The organism is Agrobacterium sp. 10MFCol1.1 (genome assembly GCF_000381165.1).
Lineage (GTDB): Bacteria > Pseudomonadota > Alphaproteobacteria > Rhizobiales > Rhizobiaceae > Agrobacterium > Agrobacterium tumefaciens.
In genome coordinates this window covers 84,643-109,428 of the sequence record NZ_KB906084.1, presented here as the reverse complement: position 1 = coordinate 109,428, position 24,786 = coordinate 84,643, and the positions used below count along the sequence as shown (strand labels likewise).

Annotated in this window: 20 protein-coding genes and 1 pseudogene; 12 read left to right on the top strand and 9 right to left on the bottom strand. The window is 59.1% G+C overall.

All coding sequences use genetic code 11. From position 1 onward, the window contains the following. Nucleotides 1-107: 107 nt before the first annotated feature. From F617_RS0124820 to F617_RS0124805, 4 genes are all read left to right on the top strand, one after another. A complete protein-coding gene (locus F617_RS0124820) occupies nucleotides 108-1,406 on the top strand; it encodes an efflux RND transporter periplasmic adaptor subunit (protein ID WP_026331061.1) in 1,299 nt (432 codons plus the stop codon). A gap of 14 nt (nucleotides 1,407-1,420) precedes the next feature. Next, nucleotides 1,421-2,140, top strand: a complete 720-nt coding sequence (locus F617_RS0124815) for an ABC transporter ATP-binding protein (protein ID WP_013636372.1) — start codon at nucleotides 1,421-1,423, stop codon at nucleotides 2,138-2,140. Continuing rightward, complete coding sequence (locus F617_RS0124810) at nucleotides 2,130-3,338, top strand: ABC transporter permease (protein ID WP_019567107.1); 1,209 nt, start codon at nucleotides 2,130-2,132, stop codon at nucleotides 3,336-3,338. Before F617_RS0124815 ends, F617_RS0124810 begins: the two co-directional genes overlap by 11 nt. Nucleotides 3,339-3,400: 62 nt before the next feature. Next, nucleotides 3,401-3,682 carry a hypothetical protein gene (locus F617_RS0124805; RefSeq protein WP_019567106.1) on the top strand — a complete coding sequence of 94 codons (282 nt, stop codon included), beginning with the start codon at nucleotides 3,401-3,403 and terminating at the stop codon, nucleotides 3,680-3,682. A 21-nt stretch (nucleotides 3,683-3,703) separates the two neighbouring features. On the opposite strand, the gene sufA is transcribed toward F617_RS0124805, so the two are convergent. From sufA to F617_RS0124770, 7 genes are all read right to left on the bottom strand, one after another. Continuing rightward, a complete protein-coding gene (gene sufA, locus F617_RS0124800) occupies nucleotides 3,704-4,093 on the bottom strand; it encodes a Fe-S cluster assembly scaffold SufA (protein WP_003515971.1) in 390 nt (129 codons plus the stop codon). 112 nt (nucleotides 4,094-4,205) lie between these two features. Continuing rightward, nucleotides 4,206-4,589: an SUF system Fe-S cluster assembly protein gene (locus F617_RS0124795; RefSeq protein WP_003515972.1), complete on the bottom strand. Its 384-nt coding sequence runs from the start codon at nucleotides 4,587-4,589 to the stop codon at nucleotides 4,206-4,208. Nucleotides 4,590-4,612: 23 nt separating this feature from the next. Beyond that, nucleotides 4,613-5,863 carry a cysteine desulfurase gene (locus F617_RS0124790; protein ID WP_019567105.1) on the bottom strand — a complete coding sequence of 417 codons (1,251 nt, stop codon included), beginning with the start codon at nucleotides 5,861-5,863 and terminating at the stop codon, nucleotides 4,613-4,615. Then, a complete protein-coding gene (gene sufD, locus F617_RS0124785; protein WP_026331060.1) occupies nucleotides 5,856-7,127 on the bottom strand; it encodes a Fe-S cluster assembly protein SufD in 1,272 nt (423 codons plus the stop codon). The genes F617_RS0124790 and sufD overlap by 8 nt, the downstream gene beginning before the upstream one ends. Before the next feature lie 24 nt (nucleotides 7,128-7,151). Continuing rightward, nucleotides 7,152-7,907, bottom strand: coding sequence for a Fe-S cluster assembly ATPase SufC (gene sufC / locus F617_RS0124780; RefSeq protein ID WP_003507958.1), 756 nt, complete (start codon nucleotides 7,905-7,907; stop codon nucleotides 7,152-7,154). A gap of 72 nt (nucleotides 7,908-7,979) precedes the next feature. Continuing rightward, complete coding sequence (sufB, locus tag F617_RS0124775; RefSeq protein ID WP_003507956.1) at nucleotides 7,980-9,449, bottom strand: Fe-S cluster assembly protein SufB; 1,470 nt, start codon at nucleotides 9,447-9,449, stop codon at nucleotides 7,980-7,982. Nucleotides 9,450-9,649: 200 nt separating this feature from the next. Beyond that, nucleotides 9,650-10,819, bottom strand: coding sequence for a cysteine desulfurase family protein (locus F617_RS0124770; protein ID WP_026331059.1), 1,170 nt, complete (start codon nucleotides 10,817-10,819; stop codon nucleotides 9,650-9,652). 211 nt (nucleotides 10,820-11,030) lie between these two features. Here F617_RS0124770 and F617_RS0124765 point away from each other — a divergent pair, with 211 nt between their 5' ends. Continuing rightward, nucleotides 11,031-11,708, top strand: coding sequence for an alpha/beta hydrolase (locus F617_RS0124765; RefSeq protein WP_003507952.1), 678 nt, complete (start codon nucleotides 11,031-11,033; stop codon nucleotides 11,706-11,708). A 73-nt stretch (nucleotides 11,709-11,781) separates the two neighbouring features. Here F617_RS0124765 and F617_RS0124760 read toward each other — a convergent pair whose 3' ends face one another. Next, on the bottom strand, nucleotides 11,782-12,903 hold the full coding sequence (locus tag F617_RS0124760) for an anhydro-N-acetylmuramic acid kinase (RefSeq protein WP_019567102.1): 1,122 nt from the start codon (nucleotides 12,901-12,903) through the stop codon (nucleotides 11,782-11,784). 152 nt (nucleotides 12,904-13,055) lie between these two features. Here F617_RS0124760 and tyrS point away from each other — a divergent pair, with 152 nt between their 5' ends. After that, nucleotides 13,056-14,309, top strand: coding sequence for a tyrosine--tRNA ligase (gene tyrS, locus F617_RS0124755; protein WP_026331058.1), 1,254 nt, complete (start codon nucleotides 13,056-13,058; stop codon nucleotides 14,307-14,309). A gap of 45 nt (nucleotides 14,310-14,354) precedes the next feature. On the opposite strand, the gene F617_RS0124750 is transcribed toward tyrS, so the two are convergent. After that, nucleotides 14,355-17,738 carry a DUF3971 domain-containing protein gene (locus F617_RS0124750; protein WP_019567100.1) on the bottom strand — a complete coding sequence of 1,128 codons (3,384 nt, stop codon included), beginning with the start codon at nucleotides 17,736-17,738 and terminating at the stop codon, nucleotides 14,355-14,357. A 118-nt stretch (nucleotides 17,739-17,856) separates the two neighbouring features. On the opposite strand from F617_RS0124750, the gene F617_RS0124745 reads away from it, so the two are divergent. The 6 genes and pseudogenes from F617_RS0124745 (at nucleotide 17,857) to F617_RS0124715 (ending at nucleotide 24,725) form a co-directional block, all read left to right on the top strand. Further along, complete coding sequence (locus F617_RS0124745) at nucleotides 17,857-18,324, top strand: peroxiredoxin (RefSeq protein ID WP_013636380.1); 468 nt, start codon at nucleotides 17,857-17,859, stop codon at nucleotides 18,322-18,324. A 14-nt stretch (nucleotides 18,325-18,338) separates the two neighbouring features. Next, nucleotides 18,339-19,170: pseudogene (locus F617_RS27285) on the top strand (ferritin-like domain-containing protein). Between the two features lie 89 nt (nucleotides 19,171-19,259). Then, on the top strand, nucleotides 19,260-20,576 hold the full coding sequence (locus tag F617_RS0124735) for a M23 family metallopeptidase (RefSeq protein ID WP_019567098.1): 1,317 nt from the start codon (nucleotides 19,260-19,262) through the stop codon (nucleotides 20,574-20,576). A 219-nt stretch (nucleotides 20,577-20,795) separates the two neighbouring features. Then, a complete protein-coding gene (locus F617_RS0124730) occupies nucleotides 20,796-22,310 on the top strand; it encodes a DEAD/DEAH box helicase (protein ID WP_019567097.1) in 1,515 nt (504 codons plus the stop codon). Nucleotides 22,311-22,342: 32 nt separating this feature from the next. Beyond that, complete coding sequence (locus F617_RS0124725; RefSeq protein WP_003515990.1) at nucleotides 22,343-22,762, top strand: NUDIX domain-containing protein; 420 nt, start codon at nucleotides 22,343-22,345, stop codon at nucleotides 22,760-22,762. Nucleotides 22,763-23,645: 883 nt separating this feature from the next. Continuing rightward, entirely contained in the window at nucleotides 23,646-24,725 is a 1,080-nt protein-coding gene (locus tag F617_RS0124715; protein ID WP_050923875.1) for a branched-chain amino acid ABC transporter substrate-binding protein, read from the top strand. Nucleotides 24,726-24,786 lie beyond the last annotated feature (61 nt).

Sequence of the window (24,786 nt, the reverse complement as noted above, 5' to 3'; positions counted from 1 at the left end):
GCTATGTCACTTCCCACAATCAGAGGAATACAAACAGCGACAGACGGACCGGAAACAGGGGTTGGAAACAATCCTCTGTGGTATTTTGAATTTTGCGGGTGACGAAAATGAATGACGCCAACACCAATGGCCGCGACACGGAAAACAGCCAGCCCGATCTGCGGGACATTCTGGGTACCAGCAGGTCAGGTAGAAAGAAGAAGTCGCGCCGCTATCTCTATGCCGCAGCAGCCGTGGTGCTGATCGGCGGGGGCCTTGGTTATTATTACCAGTCGCGTGCCGCAGGCGTCGCCTATACCTACACCACGGAAGCGGCGAGACAGGGCGACCTTTCCGTCATCGTAACCTCCACCGGCTCAGTCCAGCCGACCGATCAGGTCGACATATCGAGCGAATTGTCCGGCACCATTCGCAAGGTCAACGTTACCTATAACAGCCCGGTTAAATCAGGCGATATTCTGGCGGAACTGGACACCAACAAGCTGGAGGCCGACGTGCAGAGCGCCCGCGCCAAGCTTGCCTCCGCCAAGGCCAATGTGCTGAAGGCGCGCGCCGATCTCGGCTCGGCAAAAACATCGATGGAGCGTCTGCGGTCCCTCGTCCAGAGCCGGGTCTCCAGCCAGCAGGATCTGGATGCCGCGCAGTTCAACCACGATGCCGCCAGCGCCACGCTACAGGTCAACGAGGCGACCGTGCTTTCGGCGGAAGCGGATTTGCGACTGGCCGAGGTCAATCTCGGCAAGGCGAAGATCGTCTCGCCCATCGATGGTGTCATTCTCACCCGCAGTGTCGATCCCGGCGCCACCGTCGCCTCCTCGCTCAACGCTCCCGTGCTGTTCACCATTGCTGGCGATCTGCGCCATATGGAATTGCAGGTGTCGGTGGATGAGGCGGATGTCGGCAAGGTTGAAACCGGGCAGAAGGCCACCTTCAACGTCGATGCCTATCCCGACCGTAGCTTCCCGGCTGAAATAGAGACCGTGCGTTTCGCCTCCGAGACCGTGTCTAATGTAGTGACCTACAAGGGCATATTGACGGTGGACAATGAGGAATTGCTGCTGCGCCCCGGCATGACGGCAACCGCCAATATCGTCGTCGAGGAGATCAAGGATACGCTGCTTGTGCCGAATTCCGCGCTCCGATATACGCCGCCGCGCGAATCCGCCTCCCGTGGCGGTGGCTTGATGAGCCTGTTCCGCCCTCCCCGCATGGGCCGGTCGCAGAACCGCGATGCCGGTCCGGCCGCGACAGGCAAAAGAACGGTGTGGGTGCTGCGTAACAACACGCCCGTCTCGGTTTCGATAGAAACCGGCTCCACCGATGGCCAGCATACCGTGGTAAAATCGGGCGAGTTGAAGGCCGACGACCTGGTGATTACCGACGCCTCAGCCCGCAACGTCGGTTGACGGAGGAAAACCGCATGCAACAGGCGCCACTCATAGAATTCCGCGATGTCGTCAAGCAATATGGCCGGGGCGAAGCGACGATCCGCGCGCTTGACGGCGTCAGCCTGTCGATCCACGAGAAGGAATTCGTCGCCATCATGGGGCCATCCGGCTCCGGCAAATCCACCTCGATGAACATCATCGGCTGCCTGGATGTGCCGACATCGGGCGAATATCTGTTTCAGGGCGTGCCGACCAGCGGTTTCGACAATGAACATCTGACGCTGCTGCGCCGCCACATGCTGGGTTTCGTGTTTCAGGGCTTCAACCTCCTGTCGCGGACCTCGGCGGTGGAAAATGTCGAGCTGCCGCTCGTGTACCGGGGCATGAAAGCCTCGGAACGGCGCGCGCGCGCCATGGAGGCGCTTGCACAGGTGGGTTTGAATGGCCGCGAGCACCACACGACGCAGGAGCTTTCCGGCGGTCAGCAGCAGCGTGTGGCCATTGCACGGGCCATTGTCACCCGCCCCGCTCTGCTTCTCGCCGACGAACCCACAGGCAACCTCGACACCAAAACCAGCGCCGAGATCATGGAGCTGATCACCACGCTCAACCGCGACAAGGGCATTACGGTCGTCATGGTCACGCATGAAGAGGATATCGCTGCCCATGCGGGACGCCTCCTGCGTTTCGTGGACGGCCATCTCGCCTCCGACAGCGCAGCGGAAAACAAGGAGACTTCCGATGTTCTTTGAAACGTCGCGTCTTGCGCTGCGCGCCATCAGCCGCAACCTGCTCCGCTCCTTCCTCACCGTGCTCGGCGTCGTCATCGGTGTTGCCGCCGTCATCGCCATGGTAACCATCGGCAACGGCACGACTGAACAGGTGAAATCGGAATTGTCGCGGCTCGGCACCAACATGCTGTTCGTGCGCCCCGGCCAGTTCGGGCCCGGCCGCGCCAGCACGGAAGCCAAACGTTTCGATGATCGCGATGTTGAGGCGATCCGCAACCAGATCAGCGGCCTGCGCGCCGTTGCTCCTCAAAACCGCAGCTCCGCCGCAACGGTCATTTTCGGCGGCAAGAACCACCAGACAAGCGTCATCGGCACCACCAATGATTATCTTGTAGCACAGGACTGGACGCTTGCGCTGGGCCGTGACTTCCAGCCGGCCGAAGATCGCGGCGGGCAGATAGGCTGCATCATCGGCGAAACGGTGCGGCAGGAACTGTTCGGTGCTGAAAACCCTGTCGGCCAGACGATCCGCGTCAGCAACATCTCCTGCCCCGTCATCGGTCTTCTCGCCCGAAAAGGCCAATCCGGCCTCGGCGACGATCAGGATGACACGATCATCATGCCGCTCAAAATCCATCAGCGGCGCATCGGCGGCACCACCACGATTTCCTCGATCATGGTCTCCGCGCAGGACGGCGTTTCCACCGCCAAGGTGCAAAGCGACCTGCAGAACCTGCTGCGGGAACGGCGGCGCATCAACATTGGCCGCGAGGATGATTTCACCGTCAACGACATGACGCAGATCGCCTCTGCCATGACCGGCACGACGACGCTGCTCACCGGGCTCCTGGGTGCGGTTGCAGCCGTCAGCCTGCTGGTCGGCGGCATCGGCATCATGAACATCATGCTGGTTTCGGTAACCGAGCGCACCCGTGAGATCGGCATTCGCCTCGCCATCGGCGCACTGGAAAAACAGGTACTGACGCAGTTTCTGGTGGAAGCCGTCATGCTCTCTGCCCTGGGCGGCACGGTCGGCATCTTGACGGGCCTTGGCCTTGCCTATGGCGTCGTCAGCTTCCTCAACGTGCCCTTCGTCACCAGCCCGTCGATCATCTTCCTCGCCTTCGCCTTCTCGGCTGCCATCGGCGTGATTTTCGGCTATTTCCCGGCGCGGCGGGCAGCGAGTTTGAGCCCGATCGAGGCGCTGCGGCACGAGTGAGACGAGCCGTCGAGGCTGCAACGGCCTCAACGGAAAAGGTTCATGATTTACGGAGAGTTTCGATGTTCAAATCGGTATCGGATAGCGCCGCTGCTGCAGACGGCGGTTCGCTTGCGCTCTTCGTGGAACGAATTGACGGGCAAACGGAACTGTTTGTGATCAATCGCTCCCTCGCGTCACGCGGAACGCCCGACTACAACAAAGTCAGCTCCAGCCTTCGACCACTTGCCGAGGAGGATTGCGGGAAGATTGCAGCAGCTCTCGAGCCGCTTTTGACAACGACGCCATCGATTCATCCGCTGGCGGATTTTATCGATACGCTGAAACAGCAAACATCCCGCTGATCGGAAAAATGGCGCAGCCAATCAAACGCTGGCTTCAGCCTCGCGCTGCTTCGCCAGCGCCGCCAGATCGGCAGGCTTCAGTTCCACCGACTCACCGCAGCCGCAAGCGGACGTCTGGTTCGGGTTGTTGAAGGTGAAGCCGGAGCGCATCTTGGTCACTTCAAAATCCATCTGGGTGCCGAGCAGATAGAGCACGGCGGAGGGCTGAACCCACACCTTGGCTCCATCGAATTCGACCAGATCGTCCTTCGCATCCGCTTCCGTCACGAGGTCGATGGTATATTCCATGCCCGCGCAGCCGCCCTTCTTGATGCCGACGCGCACACCCTTGGCGTCCGGGCCGGAATTCTCGACGATTGCTTTAACGCGCGAGGCAGCAGCGCCGGTCATGGTCATGATCGCAAAGCCCATGGGCTTAATTCTCCTTCGACAATCGAGTTCAAGGCTCGATGTTTATGGATTTCAATTTAATAGCGCTTGGAGGCGCCATCAAGGGATGACGCCTGTCAAAATCACGTCAGTCTCAATACCAGCCGACGGCGACCTGAGCCTCTTCCGACATGCGGTCCGGCGTCCACGGCGGATCGAAGGTCATCGACACTTCGACACCGGAAACACCTTCGACCGCGCCGACGGCGTTTTCAACCCAGCCCGGCATTTCGCCGGCAACCGGGCAGCCCGGTGCTGTCAGCGTCATGACGATCTTGACCATCCGGTCGTCCTCGATGTCGATCTTGTAAACGAGACCGAGTTCGAAAATATCGGCCGGAATTTCCGGATCGTACACGGTTTTCAGCGCCGCGATCACGTCGTCGCTAAGACGCGCCAGTTCGTCGGGCGCTATGGAAGACGGCTTTGCAGCGTCTTCGGTCACATCATGGGTCTTTGCAGTGGCTTCGGCAGTCATGGTCCTGAACCTCAATCCTGATATCAGGCGAAAAATTTGCGCGCATAATCAAGCGCCTCGACAAGACGATCTACTTCGGCGCGGGTATTGTAAAGGCCGAACGATGCCCGGCATGTGGAGGTGACGCCGAACCGTTTCAAGAGCGGCATGGCACAATGGGTGCCGGCACGCACGGCAACGCCGCGCCGGTCTATCACCATCGACACGTCATGGGCATGGATGCCCTCGAGTTCGAAGGAGAAGATACCGCCCTTATCAGGCGCATTGCCGATGATTCGCAGTGAGTTGACCTCGCGCAGCCGCTCGGCAGCATAGGCCGCAAGATCAGCCTCGTGGGCTGTAATCGCGGCACGGCCGAGATTGTCCATATAATCAAGCGCATAGCCAAGACCGATAGCCTGCACGATGGGCGGCGTTCCCGCTTCGAAACGATGCGGCGGCTCGTTATAGGTCACATTGTCTTCGGACACGTCGAGGATCATCTCGCCGCCGCCCTGGAACGGCCGCATCTCGCTCAGGCGGTCAGCCTTGCCGTAGAGCACGCCGATGCCCGAGGGACCGTAAAGCTTGTGGCCGGTCATGACGTACCAGTCGCAATCGATATCGCGCACGTCGACCGGCATGTGAACCGCGCCCTGAGAGCCATCGACAAGCACCGGAATGCCGCGCTCATGGGCGATGCGGCAAATTTCCTTGACCGGCACGATGGTGCCCAGCGCATTCGACATATGGGTGATGGCAACGAGCTTGGTGCGCTCCGTCAGGCTTTTTTCGAAAGCCTCGATATGGAACGCGCCGTCATCATCGACAGGCACCCAGACAAGCTTGGCGCCCTGCCGCTCGCGAATGAAATGCCACGGCACGATGTTGGAGTGATGTTCCATGATCGAGATGACGATCTCGTCGCCCTCGCCGATCTTTGGCATGCCGTAACCGTAGGCAACCGTATTGATCGCCTCGGTGGAGGATTTGGTGAAGACGATCTCGTCCACCGAACCGGCATTCAGGAAACGGCGCACCTTTTCGCGCGCCGCCTCATAGGCGTCGGTTGCGGCATTGGAGAGGAAATGCAGGCCACGATGCACATTCGCATATTCATTGGAATAAGCATGCGAAACGGCGTCGATCACCACCTGCGGTTTTTGAGCGGACGCGCCGTTGTCGAGATAGACCAGCGGCTTGCCATAGACCTCGCGCGACAGGATCGGGAAATCCTTCCGCACGGCTTCAACGTCATAAGGGGCCGCCAATGCGGCGCGTTCGCTCTCAGGCATGATGTTCCAGCCAGCCGGAGATGATAGTCTCCAGCGCCTCTACCAGATTTTCTTCTTCCAGTTCCTCGGCGATCTCAGCGACGAAGGCGTTGACGAGCATCGCCCGCGCCCTTGCCCGCGGCACGCCGCGCGCCATCAGATAATAGAGATGGTTGTCGTCAATATCGGCAACCGTCGCACCGTGACCGCACTGAACGTCGTCGGCGAAGATTTCAAGCTCCGGCTTTGCCGAGAACTCGCCATCGTCAGACATCAGCAGCGTATTACACGCCATCTTCGCATCGGTCTTCTGGGCATCGGGGGCAACCCGGATCATGCCCTGGAAAATGCCCTTTGCACGGTCGAAGACCACGTTGCGGAACACTTCCGTCGAGGTCGTGTTCGGCACGTTGTGGCCAAGAACCATCGTCACGTCGGTATGGGTTTCGCCGCCCAACAGGTTGACGCCGCGAACGATGAGGTCAGTACCCTCGCCGTCCACGTCAATGCGCAGTTCCTGCCGCACCAGCTTGCCGCCGGCATTTATGACGAACAGACGAATCTTGGCGTCCGCACCGATTTTCATGCGCAGCTGGCCAAGATGAATATCGGCCGCGCCCTGTTGCTGCAGGATGATCCAGGTCACTTCGGCACCGTCTTCGACAACGATGTCGGTGACAGAGGAAACAAGGGCGGCATCCGAAGTCACCGAAAGGTGACGCTCGATGACGGTCGCCTTCGAACCCTTGCCGAAGCGCACCGGGAAGCGGCTGTGAACCTGACCTGCGCCATGGATCGCCTGCAATTCGATCGGCTTTTCGATCTCGGCATCAGCGGGAATGTCGAGTATCAGGCCGTCGCGCACGAAGCTGCCGTTGATACGGCCGATCACGTCGTCCTTGCTGGCTTCCGCAAGGCCTGTGGCGGCCGAGCCGTCAAGCAGGCTTTCGGCAAAGCTGGAAACGCTGATGTCCTCGATCTTGCCAACATTGGCCGTGCCATGCAGCACGTAGGCGACGGACGAGCCGGCGACAACAGACGCCTGCTTTTCGATAACAGGTGCGGGCTGGTCCTCGGGAATGGCACGCAACAGGCTCTTGAGATCGGTATAGTGCCACGCCTCGATGCGGCGGGTCGGAAGACCGCCGGTCTTCAGATCGTCGAACAGCACGTCACGGGCGGCGACAACCGCACCATTGCCCGGCAATTCGCTGAACTTGGCGGTATAGGCGTCGATCAGCGCGGTTTCCGCTGGCGTCAGCCGATTGGTCGTTTGAATGTTCATGGACATCACCTCCTGGCCTCTGGCTTAGGCCGCTTCACCGATGATGTCGGCGTAACCATTGTTTTCCAGCTCCAGCGCCAGGGCCTTGTCGCCCGAACGGATGATCTTGCCCTTGTAAAGAACGTGAACGCTATCAGGCACGATGTAATCGAGCAGGCGCTGGTAGTGGGTGATGACGACAGTGGCGCGATCCGGCGACTTCAGCGCGTTGACGCCATCAGCCACGATCTTCAGCGCGTCGATGTCGAGGCCGCTATCGGTTTCGTCGAGAACGCAGAGCTTCGGCTCCAGCAGCGCCATCTGCAGGATTTCGGCGCGCTTCTTCTCACCGCCGGAGAAACCGACGTTCAGCGGACGCTTCAGCATGTCCATGTCGATCTTCAGATCGCCGGCAGCTTCCTTGACGCGACGGATAAAGTCCGGCGTCGTCAGCTCGGCCTCGCCGCGCGCCTTGCGCTGCTCGTTCATAGCAACCTTGAGGAACTGCATGGTGGCAACACCGGGAATTTCGACCGGATACTGGAAGGCCAGGAAAATACCCTTGGCAGCGCGCTCGGCGGCATCCAGTTCCAGAATGCTTTCGCCGTTGTAGAGGATGTCCCCGGAGGTGACTTCATAGTCTTCGCGGCCCGACAGGATGTAGGACAGCGTCGACTTGCCGGAACCGTTCGGGCCCATGATGGCCGCAACTTCACCGGCAGCAACCTTCAGGTTGAGGCCCTTGATGATCTCGGTTTCGGTATCGGCGATCTTTGCGTGCAGGTCGATGATTTCAAGCATGGTTTTATCCTAAGAATAGTGTGAGCGAAGGTGCGCGAAACCGCGCACTCAAAGTGCGTATTCGTATGACGATCAGCCGACCGAACCTTCCAGCGAAATGCCGATCAGCTTCTGCGCTTCAACCGCAAACTCCATCGGCAGCTGCTGGATGACATCCTTCACGAAGCCGTTGACGATCAGTGCGATGGCCGACTCCTCGGGAATGCCGCGCTGCAGGCAATAGAACAGCTGGTCTTCGGAAATCTTCGACGTGGTCGCCTCATGCTCGAAATGAGCAGACGAGTTCTTCGCCTCGATATAGGGCACGGTATGGGCGCCGCACTTGTCGCCGATCAGAAGCGAGTCGCACTGCGTGAAGTTGCGCGTGTTGGTCGCCTTGCGGTGAGCCGAGACCTGTCCGCGATAGACGTTTTCCGAGAAACCGGCGGCAATGCCCTTGGCGATGATGCGGCTCGACGTGTTCTTGCCGAGATGGATCATCTTGGTGCCACTGTCGATCTGCTGATGGCCGTTGGAAACCGCAATCGAATAGAATTCGCCACGGCTGTCGTCGCCGCGCAAAATGCAGGACGGGTATTTCCAGGTGATGGCAGAACCGGTTTCAACCTGCGTCCACGAAATCTTCGAACGGTTGCCACGGCAATCGCCGCGCTTGGTCACGAAGTTGTAGATGCCGCCCTTGCCGTCCTTGTCGCCCGGATACCAGTTCTGGACTGTGGAATATTTGATTTCGGCATCGTCGAGTGCCACGAGTTCCACCACGGCGGCGTGAAGCTGGTTCTCGTCGCGCTGAGGTGCCGTGCAGCCTTCCAGATAGGAGACGTAGGCGCCCTCTTCGGCGATGATCAGCGTGCGCTCGAACTGGCCGGTGTTCTTTTCGTTGATGCGGAAATAGGTGGAAAGCTCCATCGGGCACCGCACGCCCTTCGGCACGAACACGAAGGAACCATCGGTAAAGACGGCCGAGTTCAGCGTTGCGTAAAAATTGTCGGTCTGCGGCACGACCGAGCCGAGATATTTCTTCACCAGATCAGGATATTCGCGCACGGCTTCGGAGATCGACATGAAGATCACGCCGGCCTTTGCCAGTTCCGCCTTGAAGGTGGTGACAACGGAGACGCTGTCGAACACGGCATCCACGGCCACACGACGGTTTTCCACGCCGGCCAGGATTTCCTGTTCCTTCAGCGGGATACCCAGCTTCTCGTAAACCTTCAGCAGCTCCGGATCGACTTCGTCCAGCGACTTCGGGCCGGGCGTGCTTTTCGGTGCGGCATAATAATAGAGATCGTTGAAGTCGATCTTGGGGTAGCTGACGCGCGCCCATGTCGGCTCTTCCATCGTCAGCCAGCGCTTGTAAGCCTCAAGACGCCATTCCAGCATCCATTCCGGCTCCTGCTTCTTGGCCGAGATGAAGCGGATCACCTCTTCCGAAAGGCCCTTCGGGGCCTTGTCGACTTCGATTTCGGTTTCGAAGCCGTATTTATACTGGTCCACATCGATCTGGCGAACCTGATCGATCGTTTCCTGAACCGCTGCCATGTCGTTCTCCAATCTCGCCGGAGCCAAGGTCCGGTGGCTTGTCAACGTATCAAGGCGGATAGCCGCCTTCATCCATCTTCGGGCAAATAATCCGGGCCCGTATAAACGGGGCGGAGCTTATACCCATGTAAGTGCGGGATGGCGCTTTTCACACATCCCGGCAAGCGGAAAATTGCTATTCCGCAATTCTTTGCCGCATTTTAAGCGGCCTGACCGGTCAGCCTGCGCCGCCCGGCAATTTTCGTAAAGGCTGCGAGCGCGCGCTCGATATCCGCCTCATCAGTCGCATGACCAAGGGAAATCCTGAGTGCGCCAAGCTTGGGATCGCGTCCCATCGCCGTCAGCACATGGCTTTCACCCACCTTGCCGGAAGAGCAGGCCGAACCGGCCGAGAGCGCAATGCCTTCGATATCGAATGCAATCTGGCCCGTTTCCGCCTTCAAACCGGGCAAGGTGAAAAACGTGGTATTGCCGACACGGCCGACATCCTCACCGTAGATGATCACGTCAGGCGCGACTGCCCGCATGCCGTCTTCCAGCCTTGCGCGCAGCGCTGCAAGACGCGTCGCTTCGGTCTCGAGGTTTTGCGCAGCAATAGCGGCGGCGGCACCGAAACCGATGACCGACAGGGTATTTTCAGTACCGGAACGATGTCCCTTTTCCTGACCGCCACCATGGATCAGCGGCTTCGGCATCATCACCTCGCCGCGGGACACCAGCGCCCCAGCACCCTTCGGGCCACCAAGCTTGTGGGACGAGATCACAAGGAAATCGGCCTCCAATGCATTGATATCGAGCGGAACGCGGCCGGCAGCCTGCACGGCATCGACGACCATCAATCCCCCAGCTGCATGTGCAAGCCGCGCCGCTTCAGCCACCGGCTGAAGAATGCCGGTCTCATTATTGACCAGCATGCAGGCGACCATCGGCAGACCAGTGGACTTGTCGTGCGCTGAAAGCAGCGCATCAAGGGCCGCAAGATCGATGATACCCGCTGACGTAACGGGAATTTCCGTAACGTCAGCCTTGCCGAACCGGCCTCCTTCACGAAAAGCGGGGTGTTCGATCGCCGAAACGTAAAGACGACCATAGCGTACGGGAGCGCGCCCCATCTTGAATTCAGGCGAAAGCACCAGATTGGCCGCTTCGGTCGCACCGCTCGTAAAGGTCACATGCGACGCCTGGGCGCCGCAGACCACAGCAACGTCACGACGCGCGGCCTCGACGGCCGCACGGGCTGCGCGCCCTTCCCGGTGTACGGAGGACGGATTACCCGTGATATCGAGAGCGCGGACAAGAGCATCCCGCACGGCAGGCAAAAGCGGCGCCGTGGCGTTCCAGTCCATATATGTGCGCGTCAAAACCGTCATCGCGGAAAAGCTTCGCTCAATCTTCCATGCGCCAAAACGCATTTTTCTTGAAATTACAGTTGCGCTTGCCTTATGACACGGTCCGAGTGCTTAAGCACACGCAAAGTTTCGAATTATTCTAAACTGCGTTCTAGAAAAGATGACACAGTTCGTCAAGTCTTCTCGTCGGAAGAATGCGGTTGGAGAATGAAAAAACACGACCGGAGTACCAATGCCCGAAGTCATTTTTAACGGCCCTGCGGGTCGCCTCGAAGGCCGTTATCAACCCTCCAAGGAAAAGAGCGCGCCGATAGCGATCATCCTTCATCCGCACCCGCAGTTCGGCGGCACGATGAACAACCAGATCGTTTATCAGCTCTTCTATCTTTTCCAGAAGCGCGGTTTCACGACGCTCCGGTTCAACTTCCGCTCCATCGGCCGCAGCCAGGGCGAGTTTGACCATGGCGCCGGCGAGCTTTCCGATGCCGCGTCCGCTCTCGACTGGGTGCAGAGCCTGCATCCCGATTCGAAAAGCTGCTGGGTCGCCGGTTATTCCTTCGGCGCCTGGATCGGCATGCAGCTTCTGATGCGTCGCCCGGAAATCGAAGGTTTCATGTCGATTGCGCCGCAGCCCAACACCTACGACTTCTCTTTCCTCGCCCCCTGCCCGTCTTCCGGCCTCATCATCAATGGCGACGCCGACAAGGTCGCGCCTGAAAAGGACGTCAACGGTCTGGTCGAAAAGCTGAAGACCCAGAAGGGCATCCTCATCACCCACCGCACCCTTCCCGGCGCCAACCACTTCTTCAACGGCAAGGTTGATGAGCTGATGAGCGAATGTGAGGACTACCTCGACCGCCGCCTGAATGGCGAACTGGTTCCGGAACCGGCAGCGAAGCGCATTCGGTGATTTAGGAGCGTAGCTTAGGTCATTGTTGATCTACCTACAATGATCGACGGCGGGCTTGGCTCGCCGTCGTCTATTACGCCCTGACCAAAACCCCACCCGTAACCGGCTCATTCACACCGGTCGTCCCCGGATATGTTAGCGGCAGCCCCTTCAGCGATCGCACCGCCAGATAGGCCCAGGCCTCCGCCTCCATCGCCCCGCCGTCGAACCCCGCCTCTTCCGCCGCGATTACCCGCGCACCCTGCTTGGCAGCAAGGCTCGCAAACTCTTCCATGATAACAGGATTGAGCCGCCCGCCGCCGCAGATCACATAGGTCTTAGCCGCTTCCGGCAGATAGCTCGCCGATTTGAGGATCGCGGCACCCGTCAGATGCGACAGCGTGCGTGCGCCGTCCGCCAGCGAAACCTCGCCCTTTTGCGGCGGCACGAAATCGCTGCGGTCAAGCGAGCGGCGGATATTGGCCGAGAAGAACGGGCTTTCCATGTAGCGCGTGACGAGCGATGCAACGACGCTGCCGCCCGCCGCCGTCCTGCCGCCCTTGTCGAAGGCTTTGCCCGTATGCGCCTCGATCCACTGGTCGATCAGCATATTGCCGGGACCGCTGTCGAAAGCCGCAAGCCGCCCTCCCTCGCCGATATAGGTGAGATTGGATATGCCGCCGATATTGACGAAGACGGCGGGCGTTTCGAAGCCATCAGGCAGATTGGCGGAGAGCGCCATGTGGTACGCAGGAATGAGCGGTGCGCCCTGCCCGCCATGCACCATGTCGTTGGCGCGCATGTCGTACACCACATCGATACCGGTTTCCTCGGCCAGAAGCGCGCCGTCACCGATCTGCACGGTCAACGCCTCATCCGGCCGATGCAGCACCGTCTGGCCATGAAAACCGATCACGTCTATATCGCTGGCTTCAAGCCGGTGGCGGTGGAGGAAGGATTTGACTGCCGCCGCATGGGCAAGCGTCAGCTTGCGTTCCGCATCCGCGAGGTCACCCGGACGCTCGCGCCGTTCGCGAATGGCTTTGGCCGTAACCAGCGCCTTCTGCCACGTGGCGCGCAGGCCCGGATCATAGGGGAAATAACCGCTCGGCCCATGCCGGACCACGTTTTCGCCATCCGTGCGCAACAGGGCGATATCGATGCCGTCCATCGATGTCCCGCTCATCAGCCCGATTGCCGTTTTGACCTCGCCCACGCGCTGCTCCCTTTCAATATCGAATCATGCGGAGATGAATCGCCGTTATTCATGGCCGAAACGGGTGCACTTTTCAAAAAACAATGGTAAAGCCCCCCCCGCGTTCATTGACAGACAATGACGGCAAAGGTCCAACCAGAAAGAAAAAGGTTATGTCCAGGTTCAAGTCCGATTTCCTCCGCACGCTCGATGAGCGCGGCTTCATTCACCAGATCTCCGACGAGTCGGGTCTCGACGAACTGTTCGCCAAGGAAACCGTGACCGCCTATATCGGCTATGACCCGACGGCCTCCAGCCTGCATGTCGGCCACCTCACCCAGATCATGATGCTGCACTGGATGCAGAAGACCGGTCACCAGCCGATTTCGCTGATGGGCGGCGGCACCGGCATGGTTGGCGATCCCTCCTTCAAGGAGGAGGCCCGCAAGCTGATGACGATCGACATGATCGAGGACAACATCACCTCGCTCAAGCACGTCTTCGCCAACTACCTCGATTACGATCGCGCGGAAAATCCGGCACTGATGATCAACAATGCCGAATGGCTGCGTGGGCTCAACTACCTCGAATTCCTGCGCGACGTCGGCCGCCACTTCTCGGTCAACCGCATGCTGTCCTTCGACAGCGTGAAGACGCGCCTCGACCGCGAGCAGTCGCTGTCCTTCCTCGAATTCAATTACATGATCCTCCAGGCCTACGATTTCGTGGAGCTGAACCAGCGTACCGGCTGCCGCCTGCAGATGGGCGGCTCTGACCAGTGGGGCAACATCATCAACGGCATCGATCTCGGTCACCGCATGGGGACACCGCAGCTCTATGCGCTGACCTCCCCGCTTTTGACCACCTCTTCGGGTGCGAAGATGGGCAAGTCCGCGTCCGGTGCCGTCTGGCTCAACAAGGACCTACTGCCGGTCTATGATTTCTGGCAATACTGGCGCAACACGGAAGACGCGGACGTGGTTCGCTTCGCGAAGCTCTTCACCACGCTGCCGATGGATGAGATCGCACGCATCGCCGCCCTTGGCGGATCTGAAATCAACGAGGCGAAGAAAATCCTCGCAACCGAAGTCACGGCTATCCTGCATGGCCGCGCTGCTGCCGAAGAAGCCGCCGAAACGGCGCGCAAGACTTTCGAGGAAGGCGCGCTTGCTGAAAACCTGCCCTCCATCGAGGTTCCGGCATCCGAACTCGATGCCGGCGTCGGCGTCCTGTCGCTCATCGTCCGCGCTGGCCTTGCCGGCTCGAATGGCGAAGCCCGCCGTCACGTTCAGGGCGGCGCGGTAAAGATCAACGACAAGGGCGTATCCGACGATCGCCAGATGATCGGTTCCGCCGAGATCACCGGCGATGGCATCATCAAGCTTTCGGTTGGCAAGAAGAAGCACGTTCTCGTTCGCCCGGCGTAACACCCGCGCAAATCATCAGATGAAGGGCCGCGGAAGCGGCCCTTTTTATTGAAACTCGAAAATCTGCCTGAAGACGCCCGGCGCTATCAGCGACAGCGGGTTGATTGTCAGCTTCGGCTGGTCCGTCTGGCCGGAAAGCTTGAAGGTGATGCCGAGCAACCCGCGGTCGCGGCCGTTGCCGAGGAAGATGCCGATAAAGGGCAGCTCGCCGAACAGCCGGTTCAGGCCATAGGCGGGCATGAAGGTGCCGGTCATGTCCATACGGCCGTTCTGGTCTTTCAGCAGGCCCTGAAACGTCGCACCGATCTGTTCGCCGCGCACCACGCCGTTTTCCACCGCAACAGAGCCGTTGACGTAGACGAGCCGGGCAAAACCGCGCTGGAATTTCTCCGAGCTGACATCGATGTTACGGCGGACCGCCGTGTTGAGGCTCCGGCCGTCATCGCCCGTCGGCGTGGCGACGATATCCTGAAGCTTCGCTTCGTTGACGACGGCGAAATTGCGCAGATCGAGCGAGCCGCTCCAGTCGCTGCCGTTGACGGTCGAGAGTGCGAGATTGAGAAGACCACCGCGAATGCGGGTGTAGATATTGGTGAAACGGGCAAGAGAACCGGCGTCGCTGCTGGTAAGCGTCACGGTTCCCGTCGCGCCGCGATTGGTCGTCTGAGCCACAACCGCCTGGCCCCTGCCGGTGACGCCGCGAAAATCAACCGAACGGACCTTGCCGTCACGCACACTGACATCGGCACTGACATTGGAAAGGATCTCGTCATTGAAGCCGTAGACCTTGTCGAGTTGCGCCTTGATGGCAAGGGACGGCTGCGAACGCGACGTGCCATCACCTGCCCCTGAGGAACTGCGAAGCTTTGAGAGGAAAGGCCGGAGATCGGCAGATTTTCCCGAAGCGTTGATGCTGTATCCGTTTTTGGAGGCAGTGACGGCGACGGCGTAATTGTCGGAAGGTGACAATTGCACGCGGCTGAGATCGGCGGAAATCAGCCCGTTCTTGGTGAAGGTGACATCTCCGGCCGCGCCGAAGCCGTCCCCGGTTAGGGAGAAATCACTGATCGTCGTGCGGCCATCACTGGTTTCCAGGGTAAAGGTCGCTTTTGCCGGAATACCGACGCCCTTGCTCCATCCAAGCCCCGGCAGAATGATAGACGCCTTCGCCAGATCGAGCTGTATGTCCTGACTTTTCGTATCCGCGCCATCGATTTCCACAACTGTCGTGCCGCCAAGAACCGTGGAAAGCTCCGGTGCAAGCTTGGCGACCTGCGTCTCGTTCAGGGTTGCTTTCAGCGTCAGCGTTGGAGCAACGTCGCTGTTCTTGCGCACCGGCTCCGTCATCTCGATAGACATCGGCACATCGTCCACCCGGCCCTTGCCTTCAAGCTTGAGCTGCCGGTCGTTGATGGACATGAAACCGTCAAGCGCGGTCACCTTGCGGCCGGCAAACGGCTTTGTCAGCGACAGGTTCTTCAGATCGAGATCGGCAGTCCACACCGGCGGCGGTGGATTTTGGCTGGAAAGCATGCCGACGGTCAGCTTTGCATTCGCCGTCACGTCGCCGGTGAAGTCATCCGGCTTGAACTGCGTATCCTTGAGCGCATTGATGGGCTTCAGCGTCGCAAGCTCCGCCACGGCATCGGCCGAGCCCGAAACGTTCAAATCGAGATTCCCAAGCAGGGGCTTTGCATAGACGTCGGACATGGAGAACCGGCTGTCCTCCAGCGCAAGCGACCGATTGGAGGCGAAATAGGATGTCGCGTTCTTGAGATCGACATTCATCCGGCCGCCGACGAGATTGAAATGCGCATCAACGTCGCGCAGCGGCGGAATGTCGCCGGTGGTATTGAGACGCGTACCGTCGATATCGAAGCGGATCTGCATTTCGCTCTCGCCCAGCACCAGCGGGCAACCGGGACCGCACATCCGTCCCTGCGGAATGAAGATCGCAATCGAGCCGTTCGTGACCGTGCCGCCATAAAGATTGGAGACCACCCACTCGCGCGGCTTGTGCGCCATCCAGAAAGGCCAAAGCTGCTTGACCGCCGTGGCCTCCATCTTGGGAATCTGTCCGGCGAAACTGATTTCAGGCGAGCCCTGGCCGAAGCGGATTTTCAGCGAGCCTGCCATGTCTCCAAGCGGGCCGGTAACGTATAGCGAGGGAACCTCGAGCTGCCTGGTCGCGACATTGAATTGCCCGTCGGCCTTCAAGCTGAAAGGAACGGGGTCTTCGCCAGAGGCTTCGGCCGAGGCAACCGCATTGTCGATCCGCAGCGAAAGACCGAAGCCCTCTTGGGTATCCGTGATTTCCCCAGTGACCGGAATAGCCGTTCGCCCAAGGTCGATCCGCGAATTCCCAATGACAAGACTGTTTTTCTGAAAATCGTAGCGCGCGTTGACGGTGCCGGCAGTGAAGGGCTGAGCCTCGCCGCCGATAAGAAGCATTCCATTGCCCATGCCGAGCGAGATTTCCAGCCGCGGCTCATGTCCGGGCATGGAACGCCGGGCGAGGATGCTGACACCGGTCTTGACGTTCAGCCCCTCATGAAGATTGCCTTCAGGATCGAATTTTTCCAGAAAAGGACCGATGTCGAAACCGTCGATGCGCGCGTCGAAACCGTCGATCACACCGCCTGATCCCGATGTCTTTAGCGACAGGCTGGCGATTTCGCCGTTAAACAGCGTTTCACCCTCAAGCGAATATCCGCCCTGCTGGTCAGGGGTCAACGAAAGCTCGCGCACTTCGACGACGCGTGGCTTGCCGGCTTCGCTCGGTGGCAAGTGGATCGAGACGCTGGAAATGTCGATTTCCTCGGTTCCGCTGCTTAAAAACGCCTGCGCCAATTTGTCCAGCTGGGAAAACGCCGCCTGCAACTGCTGCGGCACCGCGTCCAGCCGGATGCTGGCGAGATCGAAACCGTTACCCTTGGGCAAAAGGGCCGTATCGAGTTCCATCCCGTCGGCCTCGAGGCTTTGCACGGAGACGCGTCCGGTCAAAAGCGCTAGCGGATCGAGCGCCATGCCGATAGCCCTCGCCCGGCTCAGATGCTGGCCGGATTCCTTCTCGACGATATCCACATCCTCCGCCACCAGCGCAAGCCGCAGCCCGGTCGAGAACCTGATGGCCGAAGAACCGATTCGCGCGCTGTAGTGGGGTCCGAGCGCCCGTTCGAGCGCCTGCTGCGCCTGGCTGGAAAGGGCATTGTCGATCGATCCGGTTTCGACGGAGACAATGATGCCGCCGATGGACAGGAAGGCCAGTACGAAAAGAGCAGCGAAAATCTTGATGAGAGCACGCGCCATGGAGCGCGGCGCCGGGCAATGCACGATGAGAGGATCTTCGGCCTGCGCCGAAGGAAGATCATGCAGCGCAACGATATCGCGCTTGCTGAACTTGACCTTTTCACCCCTTACTTCAGCCATACGCCCGTGTTTGCCCCTGAATAGCTTTTGTTTCGCCTCAACACTGGACGACGCCCGGTTTCGCTATATATCGAATGTGGCGACTTTCACTCAACATCCCGGCGAAAGAAAGATGATTATGACAGAACTGACGATTGGCAGCCCTGCCCCCGATTTTACTTTGCCCCGCAACGGTGAAGGAACGGTGACATTGTCCGGCCTGCGAGGCAAGGCGGTCGTTCTCTATTTCTACCCGAAGGACGACACATCCGGCTGCACCGCCGAAGCGATAGATTTCAGTGCCCTTGGCGCGGAATTCGAGGCCGCCAATACTGTCGTCATCGGCATTTCCCCTGATAGCGTCAAAAGCCACGACAAGTTTGCTGCAAAACACAAGCTTTCGGTGATGCTGGCCGCCGACGAGGAGCGGAAGGCTCTTGAGGCCTACGGCGTCTGGAAGGAAAAAAGCATGTATGGCAAAAAATACATGGGTGTCGAACGCACCACCGTCCTCGTAGCACCTGACGGTACGATCGCGGAAATCTGGAACAAGGTGAAGGTTCCGGGCCACGCACAGGCCGTTCTCGACGCCGCACGGAAGCTCTGAGAGACGCCCCTGTCGTGACGCCCACCTTCAGGATCATCTCGCTGCGCGGCGGCGCCACCGAGGCGATTGCCTGCGCCGATCTCGACAGAAAAACCGCACTGGCGCAGGAAACGGCGACACGATGGTTCGCGCGCCGCCTGTCGCTGCGCCCCCCCCTAGATCCACCCCTGCCCGAACGTCCGGGCAGGCCGGATAAACCGGAACTCGTTCCGCCGACCGCCGTGGAGCGCCGCTCCCTCCACAGCGTCAAGGGTCGCATAGCGCTGCTGCACGCCATCGCCCATATCGAGCTGAACGCCGTTGACCTCGCGCTCGACATCGTCGCCCGTTATGCCAGCGAGCCGGTGCCGCATTCCTTTTTCAACGGCTGGATGCAGGTTGCCTTCGAGGAGGCGAAACATTTCCGGCTGGTGCGGGAAAGGCTGCGAAACCTCGGCGCGGATTACGGCGATCTGCCCGCCCATGACGGGCTCTGGCAGGCGGCGCATTCAACCCGCAACGACCTCACCGCGCGGCTCGCAGTCGTGCCGCTCATCCTTGAGGCGCGCGGACTGGACGTGACGCCCTCCCTGCAGGCGAAGATGCGCGAAACCGGAGACCTTGAAAGCGCCGCCGTTCTCGATGTCATCTACAATGACGAAAAGGGCCATGTCGCCATCGGCGCCAAATGGTTTCGCTTCCTGTGCGCCCGTGAAAAGAAGGACCCGGCAGCAACCTTCAGGCAACTGGTACGTGCCAATTTCCGCGGACCGCTGAAACCGCCCTTCAACGACCTCGCCCGCGCCGAAGCCGGGTTGACCCCCATCCTTTTACCGCTCCCTCACCGCTGTCAGCAACAGCAGCTGACACCCGCAGCCCGGCGCATGGTGCAAAACTTCGTTAACCTTAACGAAGTATGATTTCCTGTGAGAAATCGGCCAGTCCGGAGAGAGATTTTGACTGATACAGCGGAAAACCGGGTATTCGGCAAAAAGCGGCAGCAGCACGTTCTGGTGCTGGCAAGCGGTGACAAGGTCCGGCACATGACGATCCGGCCGTGGATGACGGCGCTTGCCGGCTGCACGATCGGCCTTTTCTCGCTCGGTTATCTGGGCGCCACCGGCTATCTCATCCTGCGTGACGACCTGATCGGCGCGACCATGGCGCGCCAGACCCGCATGCAGCACGATTACGAAGACCGTATCGCCGCGCTGAGGGCGCAGGTGGACCGCGTTACCTCAAGACAATTGCTCGACCAGCAGGTGGTTGAAAAGAAAGTGGAAAAGCTGCTGCAACAGCAGGCGGCACTCACGTCCAGACACGGGCGCATGAGCGAATTGCTGGAGCGCGCGGAAAATTCCGGCATCGCCGCCTCCACGGCCACGGCCCCCATTCAAACCGCGCCCTCCTCGCTCTCGAACGCGATGGCACCGGAAAAACGCGCCGATCTGACAGGTGGCCTCTCCGCCATAGAAAATCTGATGGCGCCCCGCCCATCGCAGCCGGAAAAGCCAGCCGGAACCGACAAGCGGGCGTCCTATGTGCCCGAAAACGGCGAAACGCCTTCCGACCGCGCTGACCGCGTGTTTTCCAAGGTAACGCTGTCGCTGAAGGATATCGAACGCCAGCAGATATCACGGATCGCCAGACTGACCAGCGACGCCGAGGACAAGGCGAGCGCGATGCAGGATATCATCCGGCAGGCGGGCCTGAAAATCGACGAAAGTGGCGCGGACGGTGTCGGCGGCCCCTATGCGGATCCGCAGGGGAATGAAACCGATCCCTTCAATATGTCTCTGACCAATCTAGACAATGCGCTCAACCGGCTGGATATCGTGAAGGAAACCGCAACCGCCCTGCCCTTCGGCAATCCGGCCCCCGGCAGGGCGATCACCAGCCGATTCGGAAACCGGCTCGACCCTTTCCTCGGACGGCCCGCTTTACATACCGGCATCGATTTTCGCGCCGAAACAGGCGCCGACGTCAAGGCGACGGGCGCTGGAAAGGTGACGGTTGCGGAAAACTCCGGCGGCTACGGCAATATGGTCGAGATCGATCACGGCCAGGGCGTATCGACGCGATTCGGCCATCTCTCCACCATTCTGGTCAAAGCCGGCGACAAGGTGGAGGCCGGCGACATCGTTGGCCGTGCTGGCAGCACCGGCCGCTCCACCGGTCCGCACGTACATTACGAGGTCCGCCGCAACGACACGCCTGTTGATCCGATGCGGTTTCTGGTCGCCGGGGCCGAGCTTAAAACCTATCTCAAATAGCAGTCCGATTTTAACGCTTTTTTCGCCCTTTTTGCGATAAATCGCCCGAAACCGCGTCCAAGGCTCAAAAGCCTCGCCATCGTCTCGCCGTTTCGCGCGCATTTCCGGTTGTTTCCTTGACTTTCTGGCAATTTGGGCATATCCCCGCGCCAAGTCTTTGCAAGTGTCGCAGCGGCACGCAGGTATTCTTACCGAACCAGAACGGAAAAAGTTCTTCCTTTGACAACATTCTCTGATCTTGGCCTGAGCCAAAAAGTTCTTTCCGCTATTGCAGATGCCGGCTACACGACGCCGACACCCATTCAGGCTGGCGCAATTCCGCCCGCTCTCGAAAAGCGTGATATCTGCGGTATCGCACAGACCGGCACGGGGAAAACCGCATCCTTCGTTCTGCCGATGCTCACACTGCTGGAAAAAGGCCGCGCACGCGCAAGAATGCCGCGCACGCTGATCCTCGAGCCGACCCGCGAACTGGCGGCACAGGTAGCCGAAAACTTCGAGAAATACGGCAAGAATCACAAGCTGAACGTCGCACTTCTGATTGGTGGCGTTTCTTTTGAAGATCAGGACCGCAAGCTTGAGCGCGGCGCCGATGTTCTCATCTGCACGCCCGGCCGCCTTCTCGACCATTGCGAGCGCGGCAAGCTCCTGATGACCGGCGTTGAAATCCTCGTGATCGATGAAGCCGATCGCATGCTGGATATGGGCTTCATTCCCGATATCGAACGCATCGCCAAGATGATTCCCTTTACCCGGCAAACCCTGTTCTTCTCGGCCACCATGCCGCCGGAAATCCAGAAGCTTGCCGACAGGTTCCTGCAGAACCCGACCCGTATCGAGGTTGCCAAGCCCTCCTCCACGGCAAAGACCGTTACCCAGCGCATCGTCGCTTCGCACAACAAGGACTATGAGAAGCGCGCTGTCCTGCGCGATCTCGTCCGTGCCGAAGAAGCCGAACTCAAGAACGCGATCATTTTCTGCAATCGCAAAAAGGACGTTGCCGACCTCTTCCGTTCGCTGGATCGTCACGGCTTTTCCGTTGGCGCGCTGCATGGCGACATGGACCAGCGTTCGCGCACGACCATGCTGCAGAACTTCCGGGACGGTCAGCTGACGCTGCTGGTTGCTTCCGACGTTGCAGCCCGCGGTCTTGATATTCCCGATGTCAGCCACGTCTTCAACTTCGACGTTCCCATTCATGCCGAAGACTATGTCCACCGCATTGGCCGTACCGGTCGTGCTGGCCGTTCGGGCAAGGCCTTCACCCTCGTCACCAAGAGCGATGCGAAATATCTCGACGCGATCGAAAAGCTGATCACCGAGAAGGTCGAATGGCTGAACGGTGACCTGTCCTCCCTCCCCGCGCCCATGGAAAGCTTTGAAAGCAATACCGGCCGCCGGGGCACCAAGGAACGTGGCGGCAGAGGCCGCGACAGAAACCGTCGCGATGCACCTGCATCGCCGGTCGAAAACATCAATCAGGGTGCACAATCCACCACTGTGGATACGGACATCGCGGCTCACGGAGAAGACAAGGTGAAGGCAGAACGCAGACCGGAAAAGACCCCGCGCAATTCCGAGCGCAACAGCCGCAACCTGAACCCGCTGCACGCCAATGACGACAACCGTGACCGTCGCCGCCATTACCGTGACCATGACGATGGCCCGACGCCTGTTGGTTTCGGCGATGACATTCCCGCTTTCATGCTGATCGTGGCCAACGCCAAGGGCTGAGCCCCGACGGCCTGACGCAGGAAACAATACGCATGACGCCGACGATCAAGCCAGGACAAGATTTTCCAGGCGTCGGCGTTGGGCTTGCCATATTGCGTGATGGCCGCCTGCTTTTATGCCGGCGCTTGAAAGCGCCGGAAGCCGGATACTGGAATATTCCGGGCGGCAAAGTCGATCACCTTGAATCATCCCTCGCCGCAGCACGGCGAGAGGCTGAAGAAGAGACCGGGCTGACAATCGGCAAGGTCGAATTTCTCTGTCATAGCGAATATATCAATGTCGCAGACCGGCACCATTGGGTCTCGCTGATCTTCGTCACCCGCGACACGCAGGGTGAGCCGGTACTGACAGAACCGGACAAGCTTTCCGATATCGGCTGGTTCGACCCCGATAACCTTCCCGAACCCATCTCTGCCTTTGCAAAAGACGCGCTGGCTGCTCTGACGAAATAAAGCCGCTAGCGAACGGAAGCGGCATCAGCGCTGACCGGCGTGGGCTTTTCGCGGCACTCAACGGCGTCTTGAGCTTTACTAAAAACAGGCCTCGCCTGCGACAGACGCGACGCTCCTGCGCGATTTGCTTTCGGAAAACCCAATGCTGGAAGAATATCTTTTCGCGAAGCTTTTCGAATGCAATTTAAAATTGCTTAAATTAGCATCACATAAAAAACCGCCCCGGTTGCCCGAAGCGGTTTATACGTAATGAAAATAATAGAATATAGAATGTAATATAGTTTGGCAGTGCTTAAGTTCGGAACACTTCCGAGGCTTGTTACAGCCAATTTCAGTCGTCCCCTGAAACACCTATATCTAATCTAACCATTTACTTTTCGTCAAGCAGATCTTCTCGCAAATGCGAAAAAAACATGGCAAAGCACAAATAAAGCACAGGGAAATATGTATATTCTCTTTTTATATCAATAAATTAGATGAATGGAAATAAAATGTGCATTTTATTGGGGTGCACTATAAAAGGCAAAATCGCAAACCCGCCCTTATAAAACTGTGCTTATACGCACTGCATGTTACAGTTTTATAAAGTAAAAATGCTCTAAACCATGACGAGCAGTACTTCCGCTCTTATGAAATTACAGAGTGAATTGCCGACCTTAAAAAGATGAATCTCGGCAAAAAACAATCGCACGCGATCACATTGAATATATACAACCATAACGCGTAATTGCAGACTGTTGTTTCAAATTGGATGAGTTGCGATCAAAACCGCCGTGCAGTGAACGATGATGTGCGATTATGATGGGTATCAGCGATTTTTCCTTTGGAAAACCAGTTGTTGCCGATAAACATCAAACCGGGACAACAGGATTTCGCGCACGTCATGCTTTCACTTCGCCTGCTAACGATCATCGCCGGTTTTGCCTTTGCGGGCTCAGCATGCGCGGCGTCGATCGGCATCGTTGCCCCACAGAACGGCCCATATGAACTGCTGGGGCAACAGGTCAGGCAGGGCGCGAAGGCCGCGGCCGCCAAGCTCGGGCTAGATGTCGTCGAAATCCATGAAAGCTGCGAAGACGGCAGCGGCGGCGCGATTGCCGATGGTCTCGTGGCCGCCAAGGTCAGCGCGGCAATCGGTTTTTTGTGCACGGAAACGCTTCAGGGCGTTCTGCCGCCTCTGAAGTCAGCCGCCATTCCAGCAATCACGCTTTCCAGCCGTGCCCCGATCCTGATGGAAGACGCTCTGAAATATAGCTGGCCGCTTTTCCGCCTAGCGCCATCGGACAAGGCCGAATCGGACCGGGCCGCAGAAATCATTCTGCGCGACTGGAAGGGACATTCCATTGGCCTCGTGGATGATGGCACGATCTTCAGTCGCGATCTGGTAGATCGCATCCGTTCGGCGCTGGAGGAGAACGGGCTGAAACCGACACTCACCGATACGCTGCGCCCGGCACAGGAGCAACAGGTGGCGCTTGTACGCCGGCTGGGGCGCACCGGCATCACCCATGTCTTCATCGGCGCGGAACGCAACGACGTCGCGATTGTCGCCAGAGACGCCGGCTCCGAAAACATTCCGCTCACCATCATGAGCGGCGACGCCATGAATGCGGCAAACAACCCCGTGCCACTTGCGGCAAATGTGCTAGCGGTCACGCGCCCGGCCTATGACACATTGCCTTCGGCACAGGCCGTCGCCGGCGAATTGCGTGCCGCCAATATCGAGCCGGAAGGTTACGTCCTGCCCTCCTATGCGGCTGCGGAACTGACTGCGGCGCTTGCCGAAGCAGCCCAATCCCAAGGGAAACCCGCACCGGAGATACTGGCGAACGGTACCGTCTTCAAAACCGTGCTTGGCGATATCGCTTTCAACCCTTCGCATGAGCTTGCAGACAATCCCTATCGCCTGCAGCGCTGGAACGGTCAGCGTTTCGAACAGGCGGACAAGGCCGAAAGACAATAGGTGAAGCCGGTATCGCTGGAAATTCAGTAAGCCGCGGCTGAAAACCGGCGGCAACCGCGCG

Excerpts from the sequence above, each read along its gene's own strand:
- F617_RS0124820 (WP_026331061.1), top strand. The coding sequence starts at position 108 with ATGAATGACGCCAACACCAATGGCCGCGACACGGAAAACAGCCAGCCC.
- F617_RS0124815 (WP_013636372.1), top strand. The coding sequence starts at position 1,421 with ATGCAACAGGCGCCACTCATAGAATTCCGCGATGTCGTCAAGCAATAT.
- F617_RS0124810 (WP_019567107.1), top strand. The coding sequence starts at position 2,130 with ATGTTCTTTGAAACGTCGCGTCTTGCGCTGCGCGCCATCAGCCGCAAC.
- F617_RS0124805 (WP_019567106.1), top strand. The coding sequence starts at position 3,401 with ATGTTCAAATCGGTATCGGATAGCGCCGCTGCTGCAGACGGCGGTTCG.
- sufA (WP_003515971.1), bottom strand. The coding sequence starts at position 4,093 with ATGGGCTTTGCGATCATGACCATGACCGGCGCTGCTGCCTCGCGCGTT.
- F617_RS0124795 (WP_003515972.1), bottom strand. The coding sequence starts at position 4,589 with ATGACTGCCGAAGCCACTGCAAAGACCCATGATGTGACCGAAGACGCT.
- F617_RS0124790 (WP_019567105.1), bottom strand. The coding sequence starts at position 5,863 with ATGCCTGAGAGCGAACGCGCCGCATTGGCGGCCCCTTATGACGTTGAA.
- sufD (WP_026331060.1), bottom strand. The coding sequence starts at position 7,127 with ATGAACATTCAAACGACCAATCGGCTGACGCCAGCGGAAACCGCGCTG.
- sufC (WP_003507958.1), bottom strand. The coding sequence starts at position 7,907 with ATGCTTGAAATCATCGACCTGCACGCAAAGATCGCCGATACCGAAACC.
- sufB (WP_003507956.1), bottom strand. The coding sequence starts at position 9,449 with ATGGCAGCGGTTCAGGAAACGATCGATCAGGTTCGCCAGATCGATGTG.
- F617_RS0124770 (WP_026331059.1), bottom strand. The coding sequence starts at position 10,819 with ATGACGGTTTTGACGCGCACATATATGGACTGGAACGCCACGGCGCCG.
- F617_RS0124765 (WP_003507952.1), top strand. The coding sequence starts at position 11,031 with ATGCCCGAAGTCATTTTTAACGGCCCTGCGGGTCGCCTCGAAGGCCGT.
- tyrS (WP_026331058.1), top strand. The coding sequence starts at position 13,056 with ATGTCCAGGTTCAAGTCCGATTTCCTCCGCACGCTCGATGAGCGCGGC.
- F617_RS0124750 (WP_019567100.1), bottom strand. The coding sequence starts at position 17,738 with ATGGCTGAAGTAAGGGGTGAAAAGGTCAAGTTCAGCAAGCGCGATATC.
- F617_RS0124745 (WP_013636380.1), top strand. The coding sequence starts at position 17,857 with ATGACAGAACTGACGATTGGCAGCCCTGCCCCCGATTTTACTTTGCCC.
- F617_RS0124725 (WP_003515990.1), top strand. The coding sequence starts at position 22,343 with ATGACGCCGACGATCAAGCCAGGACAAGATTTTCCAGGCGTCGGCGTT.
- F617_RS0124715 (WP_050923875.1), top strand. The coding sequence starts at position 23,646 with ATGCTTTCACTTCGCCTGCTAACGATCATCGCCGGTTTTGCCTTTGCG.